General features: G+C 45.1%; 27 protein-coding genes and 1 other annotated feature (1 of these 28 only partly in view). All 27 genes read right to left on the bottom strand.

What is annotated here, in order from left to right:
- Positions 1 to 99: 99 nt before the first annotated feature.
- The 27 genes from rplF to rplJ all read right to left on the bottom strand — a co-directional run bounded on the left by rplF (position 100) and on the right by rplJ (position 22,617).
- Positions 100 to 642 carry a 50S ribosomal protein L6 gene (gene rplF, locus C0Q44_RS09170; RefSeq protein ID WP_105406973.1) on the bottom strand — a complete coding sequence of 181 codons (543 nt, stop codon included), beginning with the start codon at positions 640 to 642 and terminating at the stop codon, positions 100 to 102.
- Between the two features lie 30 nt (positions 643 to 672).
- Positions 673 to 1,071, bottom strand: a complete 399-nt coding sequence (rpsH, locus tag C0Q44_RS09165) for a 30S ribosomal protein S8 (RefSeq protein WP_017692088.1) — start codon at positions 1,069 to 1,071, stop codon at positions 673 to 675.
- Positions 1,072 to 1,103: 32 nt separating this feature from the next.
- On the bottom strand, positions 1,104 to 1,289 hold the full coding sequence (locus C0Q44_RS09160) for a type Z 30S ribosomal protein S14 (RefSeq protein WP_013312154.1): 186 nt from the start codon (positions 1,287 to 1,289) through the stop codon (positions 1,104 to 1,106).
- Positions 1,290 to 1,362: 73 nt separating this feature from the next.
- Positions 1,363 to 1,905, bottom strand: coding sequence for a 50S ribosomal protein L5 (gene rplE, locus C0Q44_RS09155; RefSeq protein ID WP_105406972.1), 543 nt, complete (start codon positions 1,903 to 1,905; stop codon positions 1,363 to 1,365).
- 32 nt (positions 1,906 to 1,937) lie between these two features.
- A complete protein-coding gene (rplX, locus tag C0Q44_RS09150) occupies positions 1,938 to 2,291 on the bottom strand; it encodes a 50S ribosomal protein L24 (protein WP_017692086.1) in 354 nt (117 codons plus the stop codon).
- 39 nt (positions 2,292 to 2,330) lie between these two features.
- Positions 2,331 to 2,699, bottom strand: a complete 369-nt coding sequence (rplN, locus tag C0Q44_RS09145; protein WP_017692085.1) for a 50S ribosomal protein L14 — start codon at positions 2,697 to 2,699, stop codon at positions 2,331 to 2,333.
- A 35-nt stretch (positions 2,700 to 2,734) separates the two neighbouring features.
- Positions 2,735 to 3,001: a 30S ribosomal protein S17 gene (gene rpsQ, locus C0Q44_RS09140; RefSeq protein ID WP_105406971.1), complete on the bottom strand. Its 267-nt coding sequence runs from the start codon at positions 2,999 to 3,001 to the stop codon at positions 2,735 to 2,737.
- A 44-nt stretch (positions 3,002 to 3,045) separates the two neighbouring features.
- Positions 3,046 to 3,246, bottom strand: a complete 201-nt coding sequence (gene rpmC, locus C0Q44_RS09135; RefSeq protein ID WP_105406970.1) for a 50S ribosomal protein L29 — start codon at positions 3,244 to 3,246, stop codon at positions 3,046 to 3,048.
- Positions 3,236 to 3,670 (bottom strand): 50S ribosomal protein L16, encoded by a 435-nt coding sequence (gene rplP, locus C0Q44_RS09130; RefSeq protein WP_017692082.1) that lies wholly within the window; start codon positions 3,668 to 3,670, stop codon positions 3,236 to 3,238. The genes rpmC and rplP overlap by 11 nt, the downstream gene beginning before the upstream one ends.
- 2 nt (positions 3,671 to 3,672) lie before the next feature.
- Entirely contained in the window at positions 3,673 to 4,338 is a 666-nt protein-coding gene (gene rpsC / locus C0Q44_RS09125; RefSeq protein WP_105406969.1) for a 30S ribosomal protein S3, read from the bottom strand.
- A gap of 15 nt (positions 4,339 to 4,353) precedes the next feature.
- Positions 4,354 to 4,686: a 50S ribosomal protein L22 gene (rplV, locus tag C0Q44_RS09120; protein ID WP_024633583.1), complete on the bottom strand. Its 333-nt coding sequence runs from the start codon at positions 4,684 to 4,686 to the stop codon at positions 4,354 to 4,356.
- A 38-nt stretch (positions 4,687 to 4,724) separates the two neighbouring features.
- Positions 4,725 to 5,003, bottom strand: a complete 279-nt coding sequence (gene rpsS / locus C0Q44_RS09115; protein ID WP_017692079.1) for a 30S ribosomal protein S19 — start codon at positions 5,001 to 5,003, stop codon at positions 4,725 to 4,727.
- 71 nt (positions 5,004 to 5,074) lie between these two features.
- Entirely contained in the window at positions 5,075 to 5,905 is an 831-nt protein-coding gene (gene rplB / locus C0Q44_RS09110) for a 50S ribosomal protein L2 (protein WP_024633585.1), read from the bottom strand.
- 30 nt (positions 5,906 to 5,935) lie between these two features.
- Complete coding sequence (gene rplW, locus C0Q44_RS09105; RefSeq protein WP_105406968.1) at positions 5,936 to 6,226, bottom strand: 50S ribosomal protein L23; 291 nt, start codon at positions 6,224 to 6,226, stop codon at positions 5,936 to 5,938.
- Positions 6,226 to 6,849: a 50S ribosomal protein L4 gene (gene rplD, locus C0Q44_RS09100; RefSeq protein WP_105406967.1), complete on the bottom strand. Its 624-nt coding sequence runs from the start codon at positions 6,847 to 6,849 to the stop codon at positions 6,226 to 6,228. The genes rplW and rplD overlap by 1 nt, the downstream gene beginning before the upstream one ends.
- 25 nt (positions 6,850 to 6,874) lie before the next feature.
- Complete coding sequence (gene rplC, locus C0Q44_RS09095) at positions 6,875 to 7,498, bottom strand: 50S ribosomal protein L3 (RefSeq protein WP_105406966.1); 624 nt, start codon at positions 7,496 to 7,498, stop codon at positions 6,875 to 6,877.
- 48 nt (positions 7,499 to 7,546) lie between these two features.
- Positions 7,547 to 7,855, bottom strand: coding sequence for a 30S ribosomal protein S10 (rpsJ, locus tag C0Q44_RS09090; RefSeq protein WP_105406965.1), 309 nt, complete (start codon positions 7,853 to 7,855; stop codon positions 7,547 to 7,549).
- Between the two features lie 439 nt (positions 7,856 to 8,294).
- The gene (gene tuf / locus C0Q44_RS09085) at positions 8,295 to 9,485 is read right to left on the bottom strand and encodes an elongation factor Tu (protein ID WP_105406964.1); all 1,191 of its coding nucleotides are present in this window, start codon (positions 9,483 to 9,485) and stop codon (positions 8,295 to 8,297) included.
- A gap of 95 nt (positions 9,486 to 9,580) precedes the next feature.
- Positions 9,581 to 11,659, bottom strand: a complete 2,079-nt coding sequence (gene fusA / locus C0Q44_RS09080; RefSeq protein ID WP_105406963.1) for an elongation factor G — start codon at positions 11,657 to 11,659, stop codon at positions 9,581 to 9,583.
- Positions 11,660 to 11,707: 48 nt separating this feature from the next.
- Complete coding sequence (rpsG, locus tag C0Q44_RS09075; RefSeq protein ID WP_017692071.1) at positions 11,708 to 12,178, bottom strand: 30S ribosomal protein S7; 471 nt, start codon at positions 12,176 to 12,178, stop codon at positions 11,708 to 11,710.
- An 86-nt stretch (positions 12,179 to 12,264) separates the two neighbouring features.
- Positions 12,265 to 12,687, bottom strand: a complete 423-nt coding sequence (rpsL, locus tag C0Q44_RS09070) for a 30S ribosomal protein S12 (RefSeq protein ID WP_105406962.1) — start codon at positions 12,685 to 12,687, stop codon at positions 12,265 to 12,267.
- A gap of 153 nt (positions 12,688 to 12,840) precedes the next feature.
- Positions 12,841 to 13,089, bottom strand: a complete 249-nt coding sequence (locus C0Q44_RS09065; protein ID WP_105406961.1) for a ribosomal L7Ae/L30e/S12e/Gadd45 family protein — start codon at positions 13,087 to 13,089, stop codon at positions 12,841 to 12,843.
- Positions 13,090 to 13,295: 206 nt separating this feature from the next.
- A complete protein-coding gene (rpoC, locus tag C0Q44_RS09060) occupies positions 13,296 to 16,910 on the bottom strand; it encodes a DNA-directed RNA polymerase subunit beta' (protein ID WP_105406960.1) in 3,615 nt (1,204 codons plus the stop codon).
- Between the two features lie 112 nt (positions 16,911 to 17,022).
- Positions 17,023 to 20,568: a DNA-directed RNA polymerase subunit beta gene (gene rpoB, locus C0Q44_RS09055; RefSeq protein WP_105406959.1), complete on the bottom strand. Its 3,546-nt coding sequence runs from the start codon at positions 20,566 to 20,568 to the stop codon at positions 17,023 to 17,025.
- Between the two features lie 404 nt (positions 20,569 to 20,972).
- Complete coding sequence (locus C0Q44_RS09050; RefSeq protein ID WP_105406958.1) at positions 20,973 to 21,584, bottom strand: class I SAM-dependent methyltransferase; 612 nt, start codon at positions 21,582 to 21,584, stop codon at positions 20,973 to 20,975.
- A gap of 96 nt (positions 21,585 to 21,680) precedes the next feature.
- Positions 21,681 to 22,040: a 50S ribosomal protein L7/L12 gene (gene rplL, locus C0Q44_RS09045; RefSeq protein ID WP_105406957.1), complete on the bottom strand. Its 360-nt coding sequence runs from the start codon at positions 22,038 to 22,040 to the stop codon at positions 21,681 to 21,683.
- A gap of 73 nt (positions 22,041 to 22,113) precedes the next feature.
- Positions 22,114 to 22,617: a 50S ribosomal protein L10 gene (gene rplJ / locus C0Q44_RS09040; RefSeq protein WP_105406956.1), complete on the bottom strand. Its 504-nt coding sequence runs from the start codon at positions 22,615 to 22,617 to the stop codon at positions 22,114 to 22,116.
- 23 nt (positions 22,618 to 22,640) lie between these two features.
- Positions 22,641 to 22,742, bottom strand: a sequence feature (ribosomal protein L10 leader region); it runs 46 nt beyond the window's last position.

Genomic DNA, 22,742 nt, shown 5'->3' with positions numbered 1-22,742 from the left:
TCAGGTTACCTCGCTGGCTTCATATTGGAAGCCACGAAGTATATTAGATACACACGAAGCAAGCAAACCGAAAGCCGCGCAAAGGCGGTAAGAGAAATCTTATTTCTTCTTACCGGCTTTACCTTCCTTACGGATGATACGCTCGCCTTCATATTTAATACCTTTACCTTTGTACGGTTCAGGTTCACGAACGGAACGGATTTTAGCAGCGTAAGCACCTACACGCTCTTTGTCAATTCCGCGAACGATGATTTTCGTATTCACAGGTACTTCGAATTCGATTCCCGCTTCCGGTGTAATTTCAACCGGGTGAGAGTAGCCAACGTTCAGAACGATTTTATCTCCGGATTTGCTTGCACGATATCCAACCCCAACCAACTCCAGAGATTTTGAGAAACCTTCAGTAACGCCACTCACCATATTGTTAACAACGCTACGCGTTGTGCCGTGCAAAGAACGGTGAGTTTTGTTATCGGAAGGACGCACAACTGTGATTTCGTTATTTTCAACTGTAACCTTCATGTCTTTATGAAGCTCACGAGTCAAAGTTCCTTTGGGTCCTTTTACCGTAATAACGGTGTTGTCCAGGGTGATGTCTACACCACTTGGTACTGTAATTGGTTTGCGACCAATACGAGACATATGTTGCACCTCCTATCTTGTGACGTTATATTACCAAACGTAGCAAACGACTTCTCCGCCGGATTTCGATTGACGAGCTTCTTTGTCCGTCATGATACCTTTAGATGTCGAGATGATTGCGATTCCCAGGCCACCAAGTACACGAGGTACTTCGTTGCTTTTCGTGTAAACACGAAGACCAGGTTTACTGATTCTTTTCAGACCAGTGATAACGCGCTCGTTATTTTGACCGTATTTCAGGAAAACACGGATAATCCCTTGTTTGTTATCATCGATAACTTCAGCGTCACGGATGAAACCTTCACGCTTCAGGATATCGGCGATTTGTTTTTTCATTGTCGAAGCAGGCATTTCTACCGTTTCGTGACGAACAGTGTTCGCGTTACGAATACGAGTAAGCATATCTGCAATTGGATCAGACATAGTCATTGTGAGTTAACCTCCTTCCCGTTCAGGACTTTTTACCAGCTTGCTTTTTTCACGCCAGGAATCTGGCCTTTATAAGCTAATTCACGGAAGCAAATTCTGCAAATTTTAAACTTTTGCAGGACCGAATGTGGACGTCCGCAACGCTCACAGCGTGTATATGCACGTACTTTAAACTTTGGTGTACGTTGTTGTTTGACTTTCATCGAAGTTTTTGCCACTTAGCCTGACACCTCCTAAATAATTTCGGAGAAAAGGGAGTCTTTCCAGACACCCGGAAACGTTATGCTAACATTACTTAACGAAAGGCATTCCCATTTGCGTGAGCAATTCGCGGGACTCTTCGTCTGTTTTCGCCGTTGTTACAATGACAATATCCATACCGCGGACTTTGTCTACTTTGTCGTACTCGATCTCTGGGAAGATCAGTTGCTCTTTCAGACCCAGTGTATAGTTACCACGTCCGTCAAAAGCTTTGCTCGATACACCGCGGAAGTCGCGGACACGAGGAAGCGTGACGTTCAACAATTTATCGAGGAAATAGTACATACGCTCGCCGCGCAATGTAACTTTCGCACCGATAGGCATATTCTCACGCAGTTTGAAACCTGCGATAGATTTTTTTGCACGAGTGACTACAGGTTTTTGACCTGTGATCAGTTGCAAATCGCTTACTGCGGAATCCAACACTTTGGAGTTCTGGACAGCATCGCCCACACCCATGTTGATAACGATTTTCTCGACTTTCGGCACTTGCATAACCGTTGTATAGTTAAACTTCTGCATCAAAGCAGGAGCGATTTCTTGCAGGTAACGTTCTTTCATTCTTGATGCCATGAATCATAGCCCTCCTTTCTCATTCGGTTCAATTAGTCGATAATTTCTCCGGATCGTTTAGCAACGCGCACTTTCTTTCCGTTATCCAACACTTTGTAACCTACACGGGTTACTTTTCCGCTCTTTGGATCGATGTGCATTACGTTGGAAACGTGAATCGGAGCTTCCTTCTCGATAATGCCGCCTTGCGGATTTTGCTGGTTAGGCTTCTGGTGTTTTTTAACCATGTTAACACCTTCCACAAGGACGCGGTTCTCACGAGGATAAGCAGCGATAACACGACCTTTTTTACCTTTGTCCTTACCGCTGATTACCATAACCGTATCTTCCTTTTTAACGTGAAGTTTGTTGTTATGGGATTCCAGAACTTTTTTCACTCTTGGCATTTCGTACACCTCCTGTTTCTAACATCACGAGATTAAGCTTTAGATAACTTCTGGGGCCAAGGAAACGATTTTCATGAAATCTTTGTCGCGAAGTTCACGAGCAACAGGTCCGAAAATACGTGTTCCGCGTGGGCTTCTGTCGTCTTTTACAACAACCGCTGCATTTTCATCAAAACCGATGTAGGAACCGTCTTTACGACGTACAGAACGTTTCGTACGAACGACAACCGCTCTAACTACATCACCTTTTTTGACAACGCCGCCTGGTGTTGCTTGTTTAACAGAACAAACGATCAGATCACCGATTTGAGCTGTACGACGTCCCGTACCGCCGAGTACGCGGATACACATCAGTTCCTTCGCACCGGAGTTGTCAGCCACAGTCAAACGTGTAAATGGTTGAATCATTTAGTATTCCTCCTTTCAGCTATGCTGCTGATGCATTAGATGATAACCGCTTTTTCTACGATTTCAGTAAGTCTCCAGCGTTTATCTTTCGAAAGCGGACGAGTCTCCATGATTTTCACCGTGTCACCGATTTTCGCAGTGTTTTCTTCGTCATGTGCTTTGAATTTTTTAGTAACCTTGATGCGCTTATGGTACAAGTTGTGTTTTTTGTAAGTTTCTACAGCAACAACAATCGTTTTATCCATTTTATCGCTGACCACTTTACCGGTTTGCACTTTACGTGCGTTACGTTCTACGCTCATTGTTAGCCTCCTTCCTGATTACGGACGGATTATATATCCAATCCCTAATTAACGATTCCCAGTTCTCTTTCACGGATAATGGTTTTAGCACGAGCTATTTCTTTCCGCACATCACGGATTCGAGTCGGGTTATCCAGCTGACCGGTAGCGAGTTGAAAGCGGAGGTTAAAGAGTTCTTCTTTAAATCCGGCAATCTTTTGCTCGATTTCAGCAGAGGTTAGGTTGCGAAATTCACTAGCTTTCATTTGCTTCACCACCCAATTCTTCACGTTTCACGAACTTCGTTTTGATTGGCAGTTTGTGAGCGGCAAGGCGCATTGCTTCGCGTGCAATTTCCTCCGGTACACCAGCAAGTTCAAACATGATCTTACCAGGTTTCACTACTGCAACCCATTTTTCTACGTTACCTTTACCGCTACCCATCCGAACCTCGAGAGGCTTTTGAGTGATTGGTTTATCCGGGAAAATTTTAATCCAGACTTTACCACCACGTTTGATGTAACGAGTCATCGCAATACGAGCCGCTTCGATCTGACGGTTCGTAATCCAAGCCGGTTCCGTAGCTTGCAGACCATATTCGCCAAAGTTCAGCGTTGTTCCGCCTTTAGCTTGGCCTTTCATATGTCCACGTTGTTGCTTACGGTGTTTTACGCGTTTTGGTACCAACATGATTAGTTGCCTCCTTCCTTAGCAGCTTGTTTCTTAGCCGTAGGAAGAACCTCTCCACGATAGATCCATACTTTTACGCCGATAAGTCCGTAAGTAGTATGAGCCTCTGCAGTACCATAGTCAATGTCAGCACGCAGTGTGTGCAGTGGAACAGTTCCTTCGCTGTAGCCTTCAGAACGTGCAATCTCAGCACCGCCAAGACGTCCGCCTACTTGAGTTTTAATACCTTTAGCACCAGAGCGCATAGTTCTTTGAATTGCTTGTTTCAGAGCACGACGGAAAGAAACGCGACGTTCCAATTGTTGTGCAATGCTTTCAGCTACAAGAATAGCGTCCAGATCTTGGTTCTTAATTTCAGAGATGTTAATGTGTACTTTTTTACCGCCGGAAATTTTCGTAATTTGGTTACGAAGATTTTCAACTTCCGAACCACCCTTACCAATAACCATACCTGGTTTAGCAGTGTGAATCGTTACGTTTACGCGGTTAGCCGCTCTCTCAATTTCAACACGAGATAAAGCGGAGTCTTTCAATTTATTTTTCAGGAATTCACGAATTCTCACGTCTTCCATCAAAAGCTCACCGAAGTCTTTGCCTGCATACCACTTAGATTCCCAGTCACGGATGATTCCGACACGGAGTCCGACTGGATTTACCTTTTGGCCCACACATTTCCCCTCCTTCTACTTCTCAGATACCACCAAAGTAATGTGGCTAGTACGTTTGTTAATACGACTTGCACGTCCCATTGCACGAGGGCGGAAACGTTTCATTGTCGGTCCTTGGTTCACGTAAGCTTGCGAGATAACCAAGTTATTAACATCCAAAGAATAGTTATGTTCCGCATTCGCAATAGCGGAGTTAAGCAACTTCTCAACGATTGGAGAAGCGGATTTCGGAGTGTGACGGAGAATGGCAACCGCCTCACCTACTTGCTTGCCGCGAATCAAGTCAACAACGAGTTGAACTTTACGAGGAGCAATCCGGATAAACTTAGCATGTGCTTTTGCTTCCATTGTGTAACCTCCTCTCAAACACTAAAGATCTTCATTATCTATCTTCTTGTTTTCTTATCATCAGCAGTATGGCCTTTGTACGTACGGGTTGGAGCGAACTCACCCAGTTTATGTCCGACCATGTCCTCAGTTACATACACTGGCACGTGTTTACGACCGTCGTAAACGCCAAATGTGTGTCCGATGAATTGTGGGAAAATTGTAGAACGACGGGACCAGGTTTTGATTACATTCTTCTTGCCTGAAGCTTCCATCTCTTCTACCTTTTTGAGCATGTAGCCATCAATGAATGGCCCTTTTTTCAAACTGCGACCCATGTGGAGATCCTCCCTTCAAACATAGCTATTATGCATCCGCAGATGCCTCACGAAGTTATGCACAGTGTGTATTACTTCGTGCGGCGGCGAATGATGTATTTATCAGAAGCTTTATTTTTCTTACGCGTTTTGTAACCAAGAGTAGGTTTACCCCATGGTGACATTGGCGATTTACGTCCGATTGGAGCACGACCTTCACCACCACCGTGTGGGTGATCGTTAGGGTTCATTACTACACCACGAACTTCAGGGCGTTTACCCAACCAACGGCTACGACCGGCTTTACCGATTTTGATGAGCTCGTGGTCTTGGTTACCAACAGATCCGATTGTAGCGCGGCAAACTTTCAAAATACGACGAACTTCTCCGGAAGAGAGACGAACGGAAACGTATTTTTCTTCTTTACCAAGCAATTGAGCTTCTGTACCAGCAGCACGAACCAACTGTCCGCCTTTACCTGGTTTCAACTCAATGTTGTGGATAACGGTACCTACTGGAATGTTTTCGAGTGGCAATGCATTACCAATTTTGATGTCTGATTCAGGTCCGGAGAATACTTGATCTCCAACTTTCAAACCCTTAGGAGCGATGATATAACGTTTCTCACCATCAGCGTAGTGAATCAGAGCGATGTTAGATGTACGGTTCGGGTCATATTCAATCGTAGCAACGCGGCCCGGTATTCCATCTTTAGTACGTTTGAAGTCGATGATACGGTATTTACGCTTGTGTCCACCACCATGGTGACGAACTGTAATTTTACCTTGGTTGTTGCGGCCTGCTTGTTTGCTTAATGGAGCCAACAACGATTTCTCCGGCTGATCTGTGGTAATTTCCTCAAATGTAGAAACGGACATATTCCGTCTTGCCGGGGATGTTGGTTTATACTTTTTGATTGGCACTGGGTTTCCCTCCTAACTTCAAAAATTCAATTATACTGTTTCAAAGAACTCAAGCGTTTTGCTGTCTTTTGTCAGCGTTACAAACGCTTTTTTCCATTCGCTAGTATATCCGTTATAACGTCCATACCGTTTTGGCTTAGCTGGAACACGAAGCGTGTTCACGTTTTTCACTTTTACGTTGAAAATAGCTTCTACGGCTTTCTTGATCTCGGTTTTGTTTGCACGGATATCGACTTCAAATACATATTTCAAGTCGTTCATCATATCAGCTGTACGTTCCGTAATAATCGGACGTTTTACAATATCACGAGGATCTTTCATTACGCGAGCACCTCCTCTACCTTCTGAACTGCTTCTTTCGTAATGATCAGTTTGTCGTGCGAAAGCACGTCAAGAACATTAATACCGTCAGCAGCTACAAATTTCACGCCTGGAATATTCCGTGCGGAAAGAGCTACATTATCATCATAGCTAGGAGCTACGATTAAAGCTTTGCGTCCCACTTTGAGATTACTCAAGATGGCTGCAAACTCTTTAGTTTTAGGCGTGCTCAACGTGAGAGCGTCCAAAACGATAATGTCATTATCAAGCAATTTCGATGAAAGGGCCGATTTGATCGCCAAACGACGAACTTTCTTAGGCAATTTATACGCATAGCTCCGTGGTGTCGGACCAAATACGATACCGCCGCCTTTCCATTGTGGAGAACGAATCGAACCTTGACGAGCGCGACCTGTACCTTTTTGTTTCCAAGGCTTACGTCCACCGCCACGTACTTCAGAACGTCCTTTTACTTTGTGGGTACCTTGACGAAGAGAAGCGCGTTGCATAAGAACTGCATCGTACAGAACGTGTTGATTCGGTTCAATTCCGAAAACCGCATCGTTCAATTCAACTTCGCCTACTTGGTTACCATCTACATTGTAAACTGATACTTTTGGCATTTTGTGTTCCTCCTTTCTTCAGTAGTTATTTTTTAACGGTCGCTTTGACTCTCACAAGGCTGTTTTTTGGTCCAGGAATGGAGCCCTTAACGAGCAATACATTACGTTCAGCGTCTACTTTAACCACTTCAAGACCTTGAATTGTAACAGTATCATGTCCCATATGTCCTGGCAGGCGTTTGCCTTTAGGAACGCGATTAGCTTGGATCGAACCCATCGAACCTGGGCCACGGTGGTAACGCGATCCATGTGACATAGGTCCAGTGCTTTGTCCCCAACGCTTGATAACACCGGCAAAACCTTTACCTTTAGAAGTACCTGTTACGTCAACGAACTCGCCTTCAGCGAAAATGTCAGCTTTCAATTCTTGGCCAACTTCATATTCCGCGATGTTAATGCCGCGAAGCTCACGAACGTAGCGCTTAGGTGCAGTATTCGCTTTTTTAGCGTGTCCCGCTTCTGGCTTGTTAGCATTTTTCTCTTTCTTATCGGAGTAACCGATTTGAACTGCTTCGTAGCCATCGTTCTCAATATCTTTCTTTTGTAAAACAACACAAGGTCCTGCTTCGATAACCGTTACTGCAACTACGTTACCGTCTGGGGTAAACACTTGAGTCATTCCAAGTTTTTTTCCTAAGATACCTTTCATGTTGACACCTCATTTCCTTTATAAATGTTCTTTATCTGTAGTTTTATACTACAATTTAATTTCGATATCTACACCGGACGGCAGATCCAAGCGCATCAAGGCATCCACAGTTTGTGGAGTCGGGTCAACGATGTCGATCAAACGCTTATGTGTGCGCTGTTCGAATTGTTCCCGAGAATCCTTGTACTTGTGCACCGCACGAAGAATAGTAATGATTTGTTTTTCAGTAGGAAGCGGAATCGGACCGGATACACCAGCACCCGAACGTTTTGCTGTTTCAACAATTTTCTCCGCGGATTGATCAAGAATTCTGTGGTCGTAAGCTTTCAAACGAATACGAATTTTTTGCTTTGCCATTTTAGTCCCTCCTTCTATCGCCCAATTTTTTATCGGACATACTCCGTGAAAATTTTCTAGCCACTGTCCCATGGCAAAGGGGCCGGGTGTGCCAGTAACCTCTCACATCATCGCAACGTCACAGAACAACATTCATTATTATATAGAAAAGATGGGCGTATTGCAAGCATATTTAAGAAAAACATTTAAACTTATCTTTTCTGATGAAATGACTTCGTTTATTGCAGTGTTTATCTTTTATATACGAGCTGCCTTAACCAATCTTTCTAGACTCATAAATGGTGTACATTTCGTATGACGCAGGTTCCGAAACTATTACATAATAAAAGAGTTCTTTATCCGATGTCGGATAAAGAACTCTTCCGAAGCTTCGTTACAATACAATGTTACTCGTTCCAGTACACTGTTGCATATGCATATTTAGCTATGAGCTAAATTATTACTTTTGGATTGATGCTACGGAACCTGCACCAACTGTACGTCCACCTTCACGAATGGAGAACTTAGTTCCATCTTCAATCGCGATTGGGGAGATCAGGGAAACAGTAACCGTGATGTTGTCACCAGGCATTACCATTTCAGTACCTTCTGGCAAGTTGATGATGCCCGTTACGTCAGTTGTACGGAAGTAGAACTGTGGACGATATCCAGTGAAGAAAGGCTTATGACGGCCACCCTCTTCTTTAGTCAAAACGTAGATTTGTGCAGTGAATTCTGTGTGTGGCTTAACAGAACCTGGTTTTGCAAGTACTTGACCACGCTCGATTTGAGTACGGTCAACACCACGCAACAATGCACCGATGTTGTCACCCGCTTGAGCGGAATCCAACAATTTACGAAACATTTCAACGCCCGTAACTACGGATTTTTTAGTTTCTTCAGTAATACCAACGATTTCGATCTCTTCGCCGACTTTAACAGTACCACGCTCTACACGACCTGTAGCAACGGTACCACGACCAGTGATAGAGAATACGTCCTCGACAGGCATCAAGAAAGGCTTGTCAGTTTGACGCTCAGGCAGTGGGATGTACGTATCGATTTCTTTGAACATCTCAATGATTTTTTGAGCCCACTCACCATCCGGGTTTTGCAGAGCTTCACGAGCGGATCCACGAGTGATTGGAGTATCGTCACCTGGGAACTCATATTCGTTAAGAAGGTCGCGAACTTCCATCTCAACCAATTCCAACAACTCTTCGTCTTCAACCATGTCACATTTGTTCAAAAATACAACAATGTAAGGTACGCCTACTTGACGGGAAAGCAAGATGTGTTCACGAGTTTGTGGCATTGGACCATCAGCTGCGGATACTACCAAGATAGCTCCATCCATTTGTGCCGCGCCAGTGATCATGTTTTTAACATAGTCGGCGTGACCTGGGCAGTCAACGTGAGCGTAGTGACGGTTGTCAGTTTCGTACTCAACGTGTGACGTGGAGATTGTGATACCGCGTTCGCGCTCTTCTGGAGCTTTATCGATTTGATCAAATGCGATTGCTGCACCACCGTAAGTTTTGGACAATACAGTTGTGATTGCAGCAGTCAGTGTTGTTTTACCATGATCGACGTGACCAATAGTACCGATGTTAACGTGGGGTTTATTACGTTCGTATTTAGCCTTTGCCATTTGAACGTGGCCTCCTTAAAATTATAATTTTATGTTTTCACTGAATGAAGTGCTCCGAATTTTATTCTTATGCACTTGCATCCAGTGTGAGAAAACTACTCGCCGCCTTTTGTTTTGGCAACAATTTCTTCAGCAATGCTCTTAGGAACTTCTTCATAGTGTGAGAGTTCCATGGAGAATACACCGCGTCCTTGAGTACCGGAACGAAGAGTTGTAGAGTAACCAAACATTTCAGACAAAGGCACCTTAGCACGGATGATTTGAGCTCCACTACGGGAATCCATACCTTCGATGCGGCCACGACGGGAGTTGAGCATCCCCATTACGTCACCCATGTACTCTTCTGGAACTGTTACTTCTACTTTCATGATTGGCTCAAGCAGAACTGGTTTACATTTGTCTTTTGCCGCTTTCAGCGCCATAGATCCGGCAATTTTAAACGCCATCTCATTGGAATCGACATCATGGTAAGAACCGTCTACGATTGTAGCCTTAACGTCTACAAGCGGGAAGCCTGCAATAACGCCGTTTTTCATTTGCTCTTCAATCCCTGACAGTGCTGGTTGAATGTATTCTCTTGGTACCGAACCACCGACAACCTTACTTTCGAACTGGCTGCCTGTACCCGGCTCGAGAGGTTCGAATTCAACCCATACGTGACCGTATTGACCACGACCACCGGATTGACGTACGAATTTACCTTCAACGCGCGCTGGTGCACGGAATGTTTCACGGTAAGCTACCTGTGGTTTACCCACAGTTGTTTCAACCTTGAATTCACGACGCATACGGTCGATGATGATATCAAGGTGAAGCTCACCCATACCAGCCAAGATTGTTTGACCTGTTTCTTCGTCAGTATGAGCACGAAGAGTTGGATCCTCTTCAGTCAACTTGCCGAGAGCCACACCCATTTTATCTTGGTCAGCTTTGGTTTTAGGTTCAACAGCGATTTCGATAACCGGATCAGGGAAGTTCATCGACTCCAAGATAACCGGATTTTTCTCATCACATAGTGTATCACCTGTACCCGTATCTTTCAAACCTACAGCAGCAGCAATGTCACCGGAATAAACTACAGTGATCTCTTGACGACTGTTTGCATGCATTTGAAGGATACGACCGATACGCTCACGTTTATTTTTAGTGGCATTCAACACATATGAACCGGATTGAAGAACACCGGAGTATACGCGGAAAAATGTCAACTTACCAACGTAAGGGTCCGTCATGATTTTGAATGCCAATGCGGAGAAAGGCTCTTCATCAGAAGACTTACGAATTGTTTCAGTACCATCCTCAAGATGTCCTGTAATAGAAGCAACATCTGTTGGAGCTGGCAGGTAATCAACAACAGCATCCAACATCAGTTGAACACCTTTGTTACGATACGAGGATCCACAGATAACCGGGAAGATTTTAACTTCGACAACACCTTTACGGAGTGCGGCTTTGATCTCATCAACTGTGATCTCTTCGCCCTCCAGGTATTTCATTGTCAAGTCTTCGTCAAGTTCTGCAACACGCTCGATCAATTCGTTGCGAAGTTCTTCAACTTGCTCAACGAATTCTGCAGGAATTTCAGTTTCTTCGATATCTTGTCCCAGGTCATCTTTGTACATATGAGCCCGTTGAGCAACGATATCAATGATACCTTTGAAATCATTTTCAGCGCCGATAGGAAGTTGAATCGCAATAGCGTTCGCTTTAAGGCGATCACGCATGTCAGATACAACGTTCAAGAAGTCAGCACCGATGATATCCATTTTGTTTACATATGCGATACGAGGTACGTTGTATTTATCAGCCTGTCTCCATACGGTTTCGGACTGAGGCTCAACGCCTTCTTTCGCACTGAATACACCAACTGCTCCGTCCAATACACGAAGGGAACGTTCAACTTCAACAGTGAAGTCAACGTGTCCCGGGGTATCAATGATATTAACGCGGTAGCCCTTCCAAGCAGCGGTAGTTGCAGCGGAAGTAATCGTAATTCCGCGCTCCTGTTCCTGTTCCATCCAGTCCATTGTCGCAGCGCCTTCGTGAACTTCACCGATTTTGTGCGTACGTCCTGTGTAAAACAGGATCCGCTCAGTTGTCGTGGTTTTACCCGCATCAATATGAGCCATGATCCCGATATTACGTGTATTTTTCAAGGAGAACTCTCTAGCCATGTAATGGGTCTCCCTTCAAAATTGAAGTTTTTTATTGTGAACTGAATCCTACCAGCGGTAGTGAGCAAACGCTTTGTTTGCTTCAGCCATTTTGTGCGTATCTTCACGTTTTTTAACGGAAGCGCCTGTGTTGTTGGAAGCGTCGATGATCTCAGCCGCCAAACGCTCTTCCATTGTTTTCTCGCCGCGGTTGCGGGAGTAGTTTACGAGCCAACGTAATCCCAGAGCAGTACGTCTCTCTGGTTTCACCTCGATTGGTACTTGGTAGTTGGCACCGCCGACACGGCGAGCTTTAACTTCCAGGACTGGCATGATATTCTTGATTGCTGCTTCAAATACTTCCATAGGGTCATTACCCGTACGTTCTTGAATTAACTTGAACGCATTATACAGAATGCTTTGAGCAACACCGCGTTTACCACCGATCATGATGCGGTTGATTAAACGAGTAACCAACTTGCTGTTGTATAACGGATCAGGCAGAACGTCTCTTTTCGTAACTGGACCTTTGCGTGGCATGGATATCCCCTTTCTTTCTTGTTCAGCAGCTCCTGTACCTTCCAGACTTAGACCAGAAGGCATTCAGGCTATCTGCTTATAATAGTTTAGGCTTTTTTAGCTTTTGGACGTTTAGCACCGTATTTAGAACGAGCTTGCATACGGTTGTTCACGCCTGCAGTATCGAGAGCACCACGAACGATGTGATAACGAACTCCTGCAAGGTCTTTAACTTTACCTCCGCGAAGTAATACCACACTGTGCTCTTGAAGGTTATGTCCGATTCCCGGAATATAAGCAGTTACCTCGAGACGGTTTGTCAAACGAACACGAGCATACTTACGAAGTGCGGAGTTCGGTTTACGTGGAGTCATTGTTCCTACACGAGTGCAGACACCACGTTTTTGTGGGGCACTGATGTTAGTGGATTCACGTTTCAAAGCGTTAAATCCTTTTTGCAAAGCTGGTGATTTAGACTTGTAAACTTTTGGTTGACGTCCTTTACGAACCAATTGGTTAATAGTTGGCATGTGATTGCCACCCCCTTCCTCAAATATTCATGTTTCTTTATAAACCTCTTTTCGCTAAGTCCACAGACCCAGGCGGTTCATAAAAAGACAAATGAAAAGTTTTTGCCTTGGAGAATCCTTGAAAGTTCTCGGACAAAAACGTTCCTTACCGTATCATTTTACGACAGCAGCCATTGCTGCTCCCACTCCAATCCCGCAAGCTTTGCCGAGATTTTTCATTGTATCCACTTTCGTGCATTTCACATTGTATTGTTCACACAAAGCAATGATTTTGGAAGTGAGCTGCGGATCACAATCTTCTGCGACATAGACTTCAGAAGTCATACCTGTCTGCACCATCCGCATGGTCTGTTTGGTACCAATTTTGACATGAGCATCTTGCAAGGCTTTTTCATTAGACATTAGACATTCCTCCGAATAGAACCATATACAATCAGCTGCCCACGCACCTTTGATATATTAGCATCTAGCGCAAGCAATGTCAATGCTAATCCTAAAACATTTTCACAAAGTTTACGTACATCAGGATTCGTCCGTCTGTATCATACAACCGTCCGTCTCCTGAGGTACAAAACTTTCTTTCTCCTCTAAATCAGAAGAAATCTATCTTAATCAACCGAAACTGGCTCAAGTTCTTCTACTGAAGATTGGCCATCTTCTGGCTCAGCAAATTTGATGCTGCGGTAACGGTGCATACCTGTACCTGCAGGAATCAATTTACCGATGATTACATTTTCCTTCAGACCGAGCAATTGATCGACTTTACCTTTGATCGCTGCATCTGTCAGTACACGTGTAGTTTCTTGGAACGAAGCCGCTGAGAGGAAAGAGTCTGTTTCCAAGGATGCTTTTGTAATACCGAGCAAGATTGGTTTTGCAACCGCTGGCTCTTTATCACTAAGAATCGCTATTTTGTTAGCTCTTTCGTACTCATGCATATCAACGAACGATCCTGGCAACAGCGTTGTATCTCCTGCATCTACGATGCGGATTTTACGCAACATTTGACGGATCATAACTTCAACGTGCTTATCGTTGATTTCTACGCCTTGGTTACGATATACGCGTTGTACTTCCTGCAAAATGTAGTTTTGTACGCCACGTATGCCTTTAATGCGCAGCATTTCTTTTGGATCGATGGAACCATCCGTCAACTCGTCACCCGCTTCAATTTCCATGCCTTCGCTTACGCGCACACGGGAACCATAGGTAACGGCGTATACTTTGGATTCCGCTTCACCTTGAATTTCGATTTCACGACGATCTTTCGTCTCGCGAATTTCTTTAACCACACCATCAATCTCACTGATCGTTGCTTGGCCCTTAGGATTACGAGCTTCAAACAACTCTTGGATACGCGGCAAACCTTGCGTAATATCGTCTCCGGCTACACCACCGGTATGGAACGTGCGCATTGTAAGCTGTGTTCCTGGTTCACCAATGGACTGTGCTGCAATAATCCCAACTGCTTCACCGATCTCCACGTGTTTACCTGTCGCAAGGTTACGACCATAACACTTCTTGCAGACACCATGACTTGCACGGCAGCTGAGTACAGAGCGGATTTGCAGTTTGGTTATACCTGCTTTGATGATAGCCTCTGCTTTGTCGGAGTCAATCAATTCATTGCGACCCACAATAATTTCTTTCGTTTCCGGATGACGTAATGTCTCGAAGCAGTATCTGCCTTCAATACGGTCGTAGAGATCTTCAATAACCTCTTTACCATCCTGGATACGACTTACTGTAAAGCCTTTATCTGTACCACAATCATCATCACGCACGATTACGTCTTGCGCTACGTCTACGAGACGACGAGTCAGGTAACCTGAATCCGCTGTACGCAGAGCCGTATCCGCCAAACCTTTACGCGCACCGTGAGTCGAGATGAAGTACTCGAGTACCGTCAGACCTTCACGGAAGTTTGATTTGATTGGGAGTTCAATGATTCGACCGGATGGGTTGGCCATCAGACCACGCATACCGCCCAATTGAGTGATTTGCGATTTGTTACCCCGTGCTTTGGAATCCACCATCATCATGATCGAGTTATAACGATCCATGGACTTCATCAGAATCTCAGTAATGTCATCTTTGGATTTCGACCAGATGTCAATGATACGGTCATAGCGCTCTTCATTCGTAATCAGACCACGACGATACTGATTCGTAACGATTTGTGCTTTTTCCTCAGACTGTCTAAGGATTTCAAACTTCTCAGGTGGAACGATAACATCCGATACCGCAACCGTAATACCGGAACGAGTGGAATACGTAAATCCGAGTTGTTTGATTTTATCCAAAATAACAGCTGTCTTTGTTGTGTGATAAATTTCGAAACAACGCGCAATGATGGAGCCGAGGTATTCTTTGCCGACACCGCCAGCTAGAGGAGCATTCATCAAAGCCTCTCTAAGATCAGCGCCTTTTTCATATACAAATGAGTGATCTGCAGTACCCTGATAGAGGTTCGCACGAGTCGCGTCATTGATATAAGGGAAGCTCGCCGGGAAAATTTCATTAAAGATAATTTTACCGATAGTTGTCAGCAACATTCCTTTTTGCTGTTCATCCGTGAAGCTTGTTTTGCCAAGAGCCTTAACCGGAATCGCCACACGTGCATGGAGACCAGCAGTACCACGTTGATATGCCGATACAGCCTCGTTGACCGTGCGCAGGATCATACCTGTGCCCTTTTCTTCCTTGTTGTCCATAGTGAGGTAAAAAGAACCAAGCACCATATCCTGGGAAGGAGTAACAACCGGTTTACCGTCTTTCGGGTTCAAAATGTTACCTGATGCAAGCATCAGGATACGTGCTTCCGCTTGAGCTTCAGCGGACAACGGAACGTGCACGGCCATTTGGTCACCGTCAAAGTCGGCATTGTAAGCCGTACATACGAGTGGGTGAAGACGAATTGCTTTACCTTCAACGAGAATCGGTTCAAATGCTTGAATACCGAGACGGTGAAGCGTAGGGGCACGGTTCAACAGGACCGGATGCTCCCTGATTACTTCTTCAAGAACATCCCATACTTCAGGACTTACACGCTCAACTTTACGTTTCGCGCTCTTGATATTGTGGGCAAGGCCTTTATTTACAAGCTCTTTCATTACGAAAGGTTTGAACAGTTCAAGTGCCATATCTTTTGGCAGACCACACTGATACATTTTCAGGTAAGGTCCGACAACGATAACGGAACGACCGGAATAGTCAACCCGTTTACCGAGCAAGTTCTGACGGAAACGCCCTTGTTTACCTTTCAGCATGTGGCTGAGAGATTTCAAAGGACGGTTACCAGGACCCGTTACCGGGCGTCCACGACGGCCATTATCGATCAAAGCGTCAACAGCTTCCTGCAGCATCCGTTTTTCGTTTTGCACGATAATATCTGGCGCGCCCAGATCAAGCAGACGTTTCAGACGATTGTTCCGGTTAATTACACGGCGATACAAGTCATTCAAGTCAGACGTTGCAAAACGCCCACCATCCAGCTGTACCATTGGACGAAGTTCCGGCGGGATAACAGGAAGTACATCCATGACCATCCACTCGGGTTTGTTGCCAGAGTTGCGGAATGCTTCGATAACTTCCAGACGTTTAATTGCACGGTTACGACGTTGTCCTTGCGCAGTGCGGAGCTCTTCCTTCAGGAATTCAAGCTCTTTGTCCACATCAATATCCTGAAGCAGTTTTTTAACCGCTTCTGCACCCATGCCAGCATGGAAACCATATCCGTATTTCTCACGATAGCTGCGGTATTCTTTCTCGGACAACAGCTGTTTTTTCTCCAGAGGAGTTTCTCCTGGATCAGTTACTACATATGATGCAAAATAAATAATCTCCTCCAGAGATCTTGGAGACATATCCAGAGCGAGACCCATGCGGCTCGGAATACCTTTGAAGTACCAGATATGCGATACCGGAGCAGCGAGCTCAATATGGCCCATCCGTTCGCGGCGTACTTTCGCACGTGTTACTTCAACACCACAACGATCACAGACAACGCCTTTATAACGGACGCGTTTGTATTTACCGCAATGACATTCCCAGTCTTTTGTAGGGCCAAAAATCTTTTCGCAGAACAGCCCTTCTTTTTCCGGTTTCAACGTGCGGTAGTTGATCGTTTCCGGTTTTTTCACTTCTCCGCGGGACCAAGAACGAATTTTCTCTGGGGAAGCAAGCCCGATCTTCATATATTCGAAATTGTTGACGTCCAACAAGGAGCAACCCTCCTTAACCAATTCCTGTATTCTAGGTTACGCCCTCTCCGGCCGAAGCCGGAGTAAGACGCGAGCCTGATGAAAAACGCCGGTCATCATGCGCTCGGAGCTGTTATTCAGCTCCGACCTCTGTACCCTCAAGGTTGAGGCTGAGCTTATCGCTCGCAGCGTCTTCTTCATCGTCCATTTCTCTCATTTCAATCTCTTGCTCATCTTCACTCAAAATCTTAACGTCCATACCCAAGCTTTGCAGCTCTTTGATCAATACTTTGAATGACTCAGGAACGCCAGGTTCCGGAACATTCTCACCTTTGACGATGGACTCATACGTTTTCACCCGACCAACAACATCATCGGACTTAACGGTCAAGATTTCTTGCAGGGTATAAGCAGCACCGTATGCCTCAAGCGCCCATACTTCCATTTCCCCGAAACGCTGTCCACCGAATTGGGCTTTACCACCCAACGGCTGTTGCGTAACAAGTGAGTAAGGACCTGTGGAACGGGCATGGATTTTATCATCAACCATGTGTGCCAATTTGATCATGTGCATGACACCCACAGTAACTTCACGTTCAAATTCTTCACCCGTACGTCCATCATACAAAATAGTTTTACCGTTACGTTGCATGCCCGCTTCTTCCATCGTATCGAAGACATCATACTCCTTCGCTCCGTCGAATACAGGGGTAGCTACGTGAATACCAAGTTGCATGGCTGCCATACCCAAGTGAACCTCAAGCACTTGACCGATGTTCATCCGGGAAGGTACGCCCAGCGGGTTAAGAACGATTTGAACCGGAGTACCGTCTGGCAGGAAAGGCATGTCTTCTTCCGGCAAGATCCGGGCCACGACCCCTTTGTTACCATGACGTCCAGCCATTTTATCACCCTCGGAAATTTTCCGTTTTTGAGCGATATAGACACGAACGAGTTGGTTAACACCTGGAGGCAGTTCATCACCGTTTTCACGAGTAAACACTTTAACGTCTACTACGATACCGTCAGTTCCGTGAGGTACACGCAAGGAAGTATCACGTACTTCACGTGCTTTCTCACCAAAAATCGCATGCAAGAGACGTTCTTCTGCCGTCAGTTCCGTAACGCCTTTAGGTGTTACTTTACCAACTAAAATGTCGCCAGCACTGATTTCAGCACCGATCCGGATAATACCACGCTCATCAAGGTTACGGAGCGCTTCTTCCCCAACGTTAGGGATATCGCGTGTAATCTCTTCAGGTCCGAGCTTGGTATCACGAGCTTCCGACTCATACTCCTCGATATGGATGGATGTGTATACATCTTCCTTAACGAGTTTCTCACTAAGCAGAATGGCATCCTCGTAGTTATAACCTTCCCAAGTCATGAAGGCAACAACGACGTTACGTCCCAATGCCAATTCACCCATTTCCGTTGAAGGACCGTCAGCAAGGATATCTCCAGCTTTGACAAGAGTACCTCTTTTGACAATCGGACGCTGGTTAATGCATGTTCCTTGGTTCGAACGCATAAATTTGTGTAATTTATATTTAACGATGTCGCCTTTGACTTCCTGACCGTCCACCTCTTCAATACGACGGACCCAAATCTCGTTCGCAGAAGAACGCTCAATAATTCCGTCGTAATCGGAGACAATACATACACCGGAATCTTTTGCAGCTTTGTGTTCCATACCTGTTCCCACAAGTGGTGCTTTAGGAATCAAAAGTGGAACCGCCTGACGTTGCATGTTTGATCCCATGAGTGCACGGTTGGAGTCATCGTTTTCAAGGAACGGGATAAGCGCTGTAGCGACGGATACAACCTGTTTAGGAGATACGTCCATGTAGTCCACTCGCTCACTCGGCATCGTAAGGATGTTATCCGACTGTTTGTTGTAACGTACAATGATCGCTTCCTCTTCAAAAGTACTATCTTCGTTCAACTTCGCATTCGCTTGAGCGATTACATAGTTGTCCTCTTCGTCTGCTGTCAGATAATCAATTTGTTTGGTTACAACACCTGTCTTCGGATCAACCCAGCGATAAGGAGCTTCAATGAAGCCATATTCATTCACACGGGCAAATGTAGACAATGAGTTGATCAAACCAATGTTTGGTCCCTCTGGTGTCTCGATTGGACACATCCGGCCATAGTGGGATGGATGGACGTCACGCACTTCCATACCTGCGCGCTCACGCGTCAAACCACCGGGTCCGAGTGCGGACAGACGACGTTTATGTGTCAACTCACCCAGCGGGTTCGTTTGATCCATAAACTGTGACAATTGAGAGCTACCAAAGAACTCTTTAATCGATGCAATAACAGGACGTATGTTAATCAATGCCTGTGGTGTAATGACGTTAGCATCCTGAATGGACATTCTCTCACGCACCACACGCTCCATACGGGACAAACCGATACGGAACTGGTTTTGCAAAAGTTCACCCACGGAACGCAAACGACGGTTACCCAGATGGTCAATATCATCCGTGCTACCAATTCCCTGCAGAAGGTTAAGGAAGTAACTGATAGACGAAATGATATCCGCCGGCGTCACGTTTTTCACCGACTTATCAATAATCCCATTGGCAATCAGTTTGACCACTTTACCATCTTCAGTTGGTGAGAACACATCAATGGTTTGCATAGGGACATCATTGGCATCCAAAACACCGTTCGCCACGTGATATGTGCGGAACCCAACGCTTTTCTCCAGATATGGCATGATTTCATCCAACAAGCGACGGTCAACCATTTGACCCGCTTCAGCGATGATTTCACCTGTTTCAGCATCAACAAGAGACTCAGCCAAACGTTGGTTGAACAAACGGTTCTTGATGTGAAGTTTTTTATTCATTTTGTAACGACCTACATTAGCCAGGTCATAACGTTTTGGATCAAAGAAACGTGCTACGAGCAAACTTTTCGCATTATCAAGCGTTGGCGGCTCGCCCGGACGAAGACGCTCATAAATCTCAATGAGTGCTTTCTCCGTAGAATCCGTGTTGTCTTTGTCCAGTGTATTGCGGATATATTCGTCATTACCGAGCAGATCCAGAATCTCAGCGTCTGTGCCAAAACCAAGTGAACGCAGGAGAACCGTAACCGGTATTTTACGTGTACGGTCGATCCGGACGTATACAACATCCTTCGCGTCCATCTCCAGTTCCAACCAAGCGCCGCGGTTAGGAATAACTGTAGCGGTATACGTTTTTTTGGCATTTTTATCTACTTTAGTACTGAAGTAAACGCTAGGAGAGCGAACCAACTGGCTGACAATAACCCGTTCCGCACCATTAATAATAAATGTGCCCGTGTTGGTCATCAGCGGGAAATCTCCCATAAATACTTCCTGCTCTTTGACTTCGCCGGTTTCCTTATTAATGAGCCGGACTTTGACCCGAAGTGGTGCTGCATAAGTAACGTCGCGCTCTTTCGCGTCGTCTACTGTATACTTCGGTTCACCGAGACTATAATCGATAAATTCCAAAATCAAGTTACCCGTGAAATCCTGGATCGGCGAGATATCCTGGAACATTTCGCGCAACCCTTCCTCCAAAAACCAATCATAAGATTTTTGTTGGATTTCAATCAGGTTCGGAACTTCGAGTATCTCGTTAATTCGTGCATAACTGCGCCGAGTGCGTCGACCATATTGAACAAGATGTCCTGCCAACTTAAACTCACCCCTCAATGTCTACTCACTTTAAAAATTTCGTTGCGAACCTCTGTTTGTAACCTTATAATGATACACATACAGAGCAAAACAATGCATCCACAAATAAAGAAAAGCCCTTACTCGAAATGTCGTTCGAAAAAAGAGCAACTTTGATCGGCGGATGTCTTTCCAAAACATTCTTATCCCCAGTTTGCCCAAAATGTACATATTATACGCCAAACGTAGGCATAATAAGCCCGTTCGGCGTAAAAAAAGCTTGACATTTTTAGTTAGCTAAAGCCAAATAGGGCATCTTAATACTGACATTTCACAATAATACCACGGCCTGATTTTCAAGTCAATAGTCCTATTGCAAAAAAAACGAACCCCTGCTTACTTTACAAATTCGAAATTAGCTTATACTAGATAACTTCTACCGCTTTCACCGCTTTGAAAATCCGATAGCCTTTATCCTTCGTCACTTCTTCCACTCGTGCAAACAAGGATTCCAATTTCGCTTTCGCCGATGGGGCCCCTTGCTTCTTCTGAATGACAATCCACAACGAACCGCCCGCCTTCAAATGACGATGTGCCTGTTCGAAAATAGCATGAACCGTTTCTTTCCCAGCCCGTATAGGTGGATTGGTCAGTATAACGTCAAAATCTTGCTTTTTTACTTCAGTCAGTAGATTACTTTGTAATACCGTAACATTACTGATCCCGTTCGCTTTTGCGTTTTCCCTGGAAAGTTCAACGGCTCTCTCATTGATATCGATCATGGTGACATGTCCATCCGGTACAAGTTTGGCTGCCGTAAGGCCCATTGGCCCGTACCCACACCCCACATCGAGAACATGAGCTCCTGATGGTAACTCTATCGCATCAATCAATACTCTGCTGCCATAATCGATTCCGTTTTTGGAAAATACACCGGCGTCCGTCATGAGTCGCAGACTGAATCCGCGAAGAACCGCTTCAGTTGCTTTGCGATCATGTGCTACTTGCGGTTTGTCCGAATAATAATGATTGGACATGTCCTCACTCACTTTCCATATACAATTACAGCAACAAACCCCTTGATATAAGTCAAGGGGTTTGTTGTTTTGTTCATTCAGCTTGTATAAGCTAAATTATTTAACTTCGACCGAAGCGCCTGCTTCTTCAAGCTTAGCTTTAACCGCTTCTGCTTCTTCTTTAGCAACTTTTTCTTTCAAAGCTTTTGGAGCGTTGTCAACCAGTTCTTTTGCTTCTTTCAAGCCAAGACCTGTGATTTCGCGAACTGCTTTGATAACGTTGATTTTGGAAGCACCAGCGCTAGTCAAGATTACGTCAAACTCGGATTGCTCAGCTTCAGCAGCTGGGCCTGCACCTGCAGCAGCTACTGGAGCTGCAGCAGTTACGCCGAATTCTTCTTCGATTGCTTTAACAAGATCGTTCAATTCCAGTACAGTCATGCCTTTGATTGCTTCCAAGATTTGCTCTTTACTCATGAGTGAACCTCCATATATAATATTATTTTTTTGTAATTCATTCGCCACCTAAGCAGCATTCAGATCAAGTTGCTTACGCGCCTTGTTCTTCTTTCTCTGCAACAGCTTTAACCGCAAGCGCGAAGTTGCGCACTGGCGCTTGAAGCACACTGAGGAGCATGGAGAGGAGTCCATCGCGGGATGGCAGTTCTGCCAACGCCTTAACTTCTTCTACTCCGATTACGCGACCTTCAACAACTGCACCTTTCAATTCAAGTGCATCGTTCTTTTTCGCGAAGTCGTTCAGAATTTTGGCTGGAGCTACAACGTCATCTACGCTAAACGCAATTGCAGTAGGACCTGTCAGTACTTCATTGAGTTCTGTCAGTTCTGCTGCTGCTGCTGCGCGGCGAAGCAACGAGTTTTTCAGCACTTGGAATTCGATTCCAGCTTCACGAAGCTGCTTACGCAGCTCAGTTACTTGAGCAACGTTCAATCCACGATAGTCAACAACAACGGTCGTAACGCTCTCGCGCAATTTTGCTGTTACTGCATCAACGGACTCTTGTTTTGCTTGAATCACTTTTGCATTTGCCAAACTGTACACCTCCTGATCAAATTTATCCCATTAAGAAAAGCCTCCGTAGAATCACGAAGGCTTGATATATACTCACAACCGATTTGCATCGTTCTAAGTTCTATAATCACACCTCGGCAGGAAAT

Source organism: Paenibacillus sp. PCH8 (assembly GCF_002968835.1).
In the GTDB taxonomy this organism is placed as follows: Bacteria; Bacillota; Bacilli; order Paenibacillales; family Paenibacillaceae; genus Paenibacillus.
The sequence above is the reverse complement of the archived record's forward strand: the minus strand, read 5'-3'. Positions and strand labels throughout refer to the sequence as shown.

What these genes read in the sequence shown, in the direction of transcription:
- rplP (WP_017692082.1), bottom strand. Translation starts at nt 3,670, where the DNA reads ATGTTGGTACCAAAACGCGTAAAACACCGTAAGCAACAACGTGGACAT.
- rpsH (WP_017692088.1), bottom strand. Translation starts at nt 1,071, where the DNA reads ATGACTATGTCTGATCCAATTGCAGATATGCTTACTCGTATTCGTAAC.
- rplN (WP_017692085.1), bottom strand. Translation starts at nt 2,699, where the DNA reads ATGATTCAACCATTTACACGTTTGACTGTGGCTGACAACTCCGGTGCG.
- rpsL (WP_105406962.1), bottom strand. Translation starts at nt 12,687, where the DNA reads ATGCCAACTATTAACCAATTGGTTCGTAAAGGACGTCAACCAAAAGTT.
- rpsG (WP_017692071.1), bottom strand. Translation starts at nt 12,178, where the DNA reads ATGCCACGCAAAGGTCCAGTTACGAAAAGAGACGTTCTGCCTGATCCG.
- rpsS (WP_017692079.1), bottom strand. Translation starts at nt 5,003, where the DNA reads ATGGGTCGCAGTTTGAAAAAAGGGCCATTCATTGATGGCTACATGCTC.
- C0Q44_RS09050 (WP_105406958.1), bottom strand. Translation starts at nt 21,584, where the DNA reads ATGTCCAATCATTATTATTCGGACAAACCGCAAGTAGCACATGATCGC.
- tuf (WP_105406964.1), bottom strand. Translation starts at nt 9,485, where the DNA reads ATGGCAAAGGCTAAATACGAACGTAATAAACCCCACGTTAACATCGGT.
- fusA (WP_105406963.1), bottom strand. Translation starts at nt 11,659, where the DNA reads ATGGCTAGAGAGTTCTCCTTGAAAAATACACGTAATATCGGGATCATG.
- rplF (WP_105406973.1), bottom strand. Translation starts at nt 642, where the DNA reads ATGTCTCGTATTGGTCGCAAACCAATTACAGTACCAAGTGGTGTAGAC.
- rplW (WP_105406968.1), bottom strand. Translation starts at nt 6,226, where the DNA reads ATGAAAGATCCTCGTGATATTGTAAAACGTCCGATTATTACGGAACGT.
- rplL (WP_105406957.1), bottom strand. Translation starts at nt 22,040, where the DNA reads ATGAGTAAAGAGCAAATCTTGGAAGCAATCAAAGGCATGACTGTACTG.
- rplE (WP_105406972.1), bottom strand. Translation starts at nt 1,905, where the DNA reads ATGGCATCAAGAATGAAAGAACGTTACCTGCAAGAAATCGCTCCTGCT.
- rplC (WP_105406966.1), bottom strand. Translation starts at nt 7,498, where the DNA reads ATGAAAGGTATCTTAGGAAAAAAACTTGGAATGACTCAAGTGTTTACC.
- C0Q44_RS09065 (WP_105406961.1), bottom strand. Translation starts at nt 13,089, where the DNA reads ATGTCTAATGAAAAAGCCTTGCAAGATGCTCATGTCAAAATTGGTACC.
- rplD (WP_105406967.1), bottom strand. Translation starts at nt 6,849, where the DNA reads ATGCCAAAAGTATCAGTTTACAATGTAGATGGTAACCAAGTAGGCGAA.
- rpsJ (WP_105406965.1), bottom strand. Translation starts at nt 7,855, where the DNA reads ATGGCAAAGCAAAAAATTCGTATTCGTTTGAAAGCTTACGACCACAGA.
- rpmC (WP_105406970.1), bottom strand. Translation starts at nt 3,246, where the DNA reads ATGAAAGCTAGTGAATTTCGCAACCTAACCTCTGCTGAAATCGAGCAA.
- rplX (WP_017692086.1), bottom strand. Translation starts at nt 2,291, where the DNA reads ATGCCAAGAGTGAAAAAAGTTCTGGAATCCCATAACAACAAACTTCAC.
- rpsQ (WP_105406971.1), bottom strand. Translation starts at nt 3,001, where the DNA reads ATGAGCGTAGAACGTAACGCACGTAAAGTGCAAACCGGTAAAGTGGTC.
- rplV (WP_024633583.1), bottom strand. Translation starts at nt 4,686, where the DNA reads ATGGAAGCAAAAGCACATGCTAAGTTTATCCGGATTGCTCCTCGTAAA.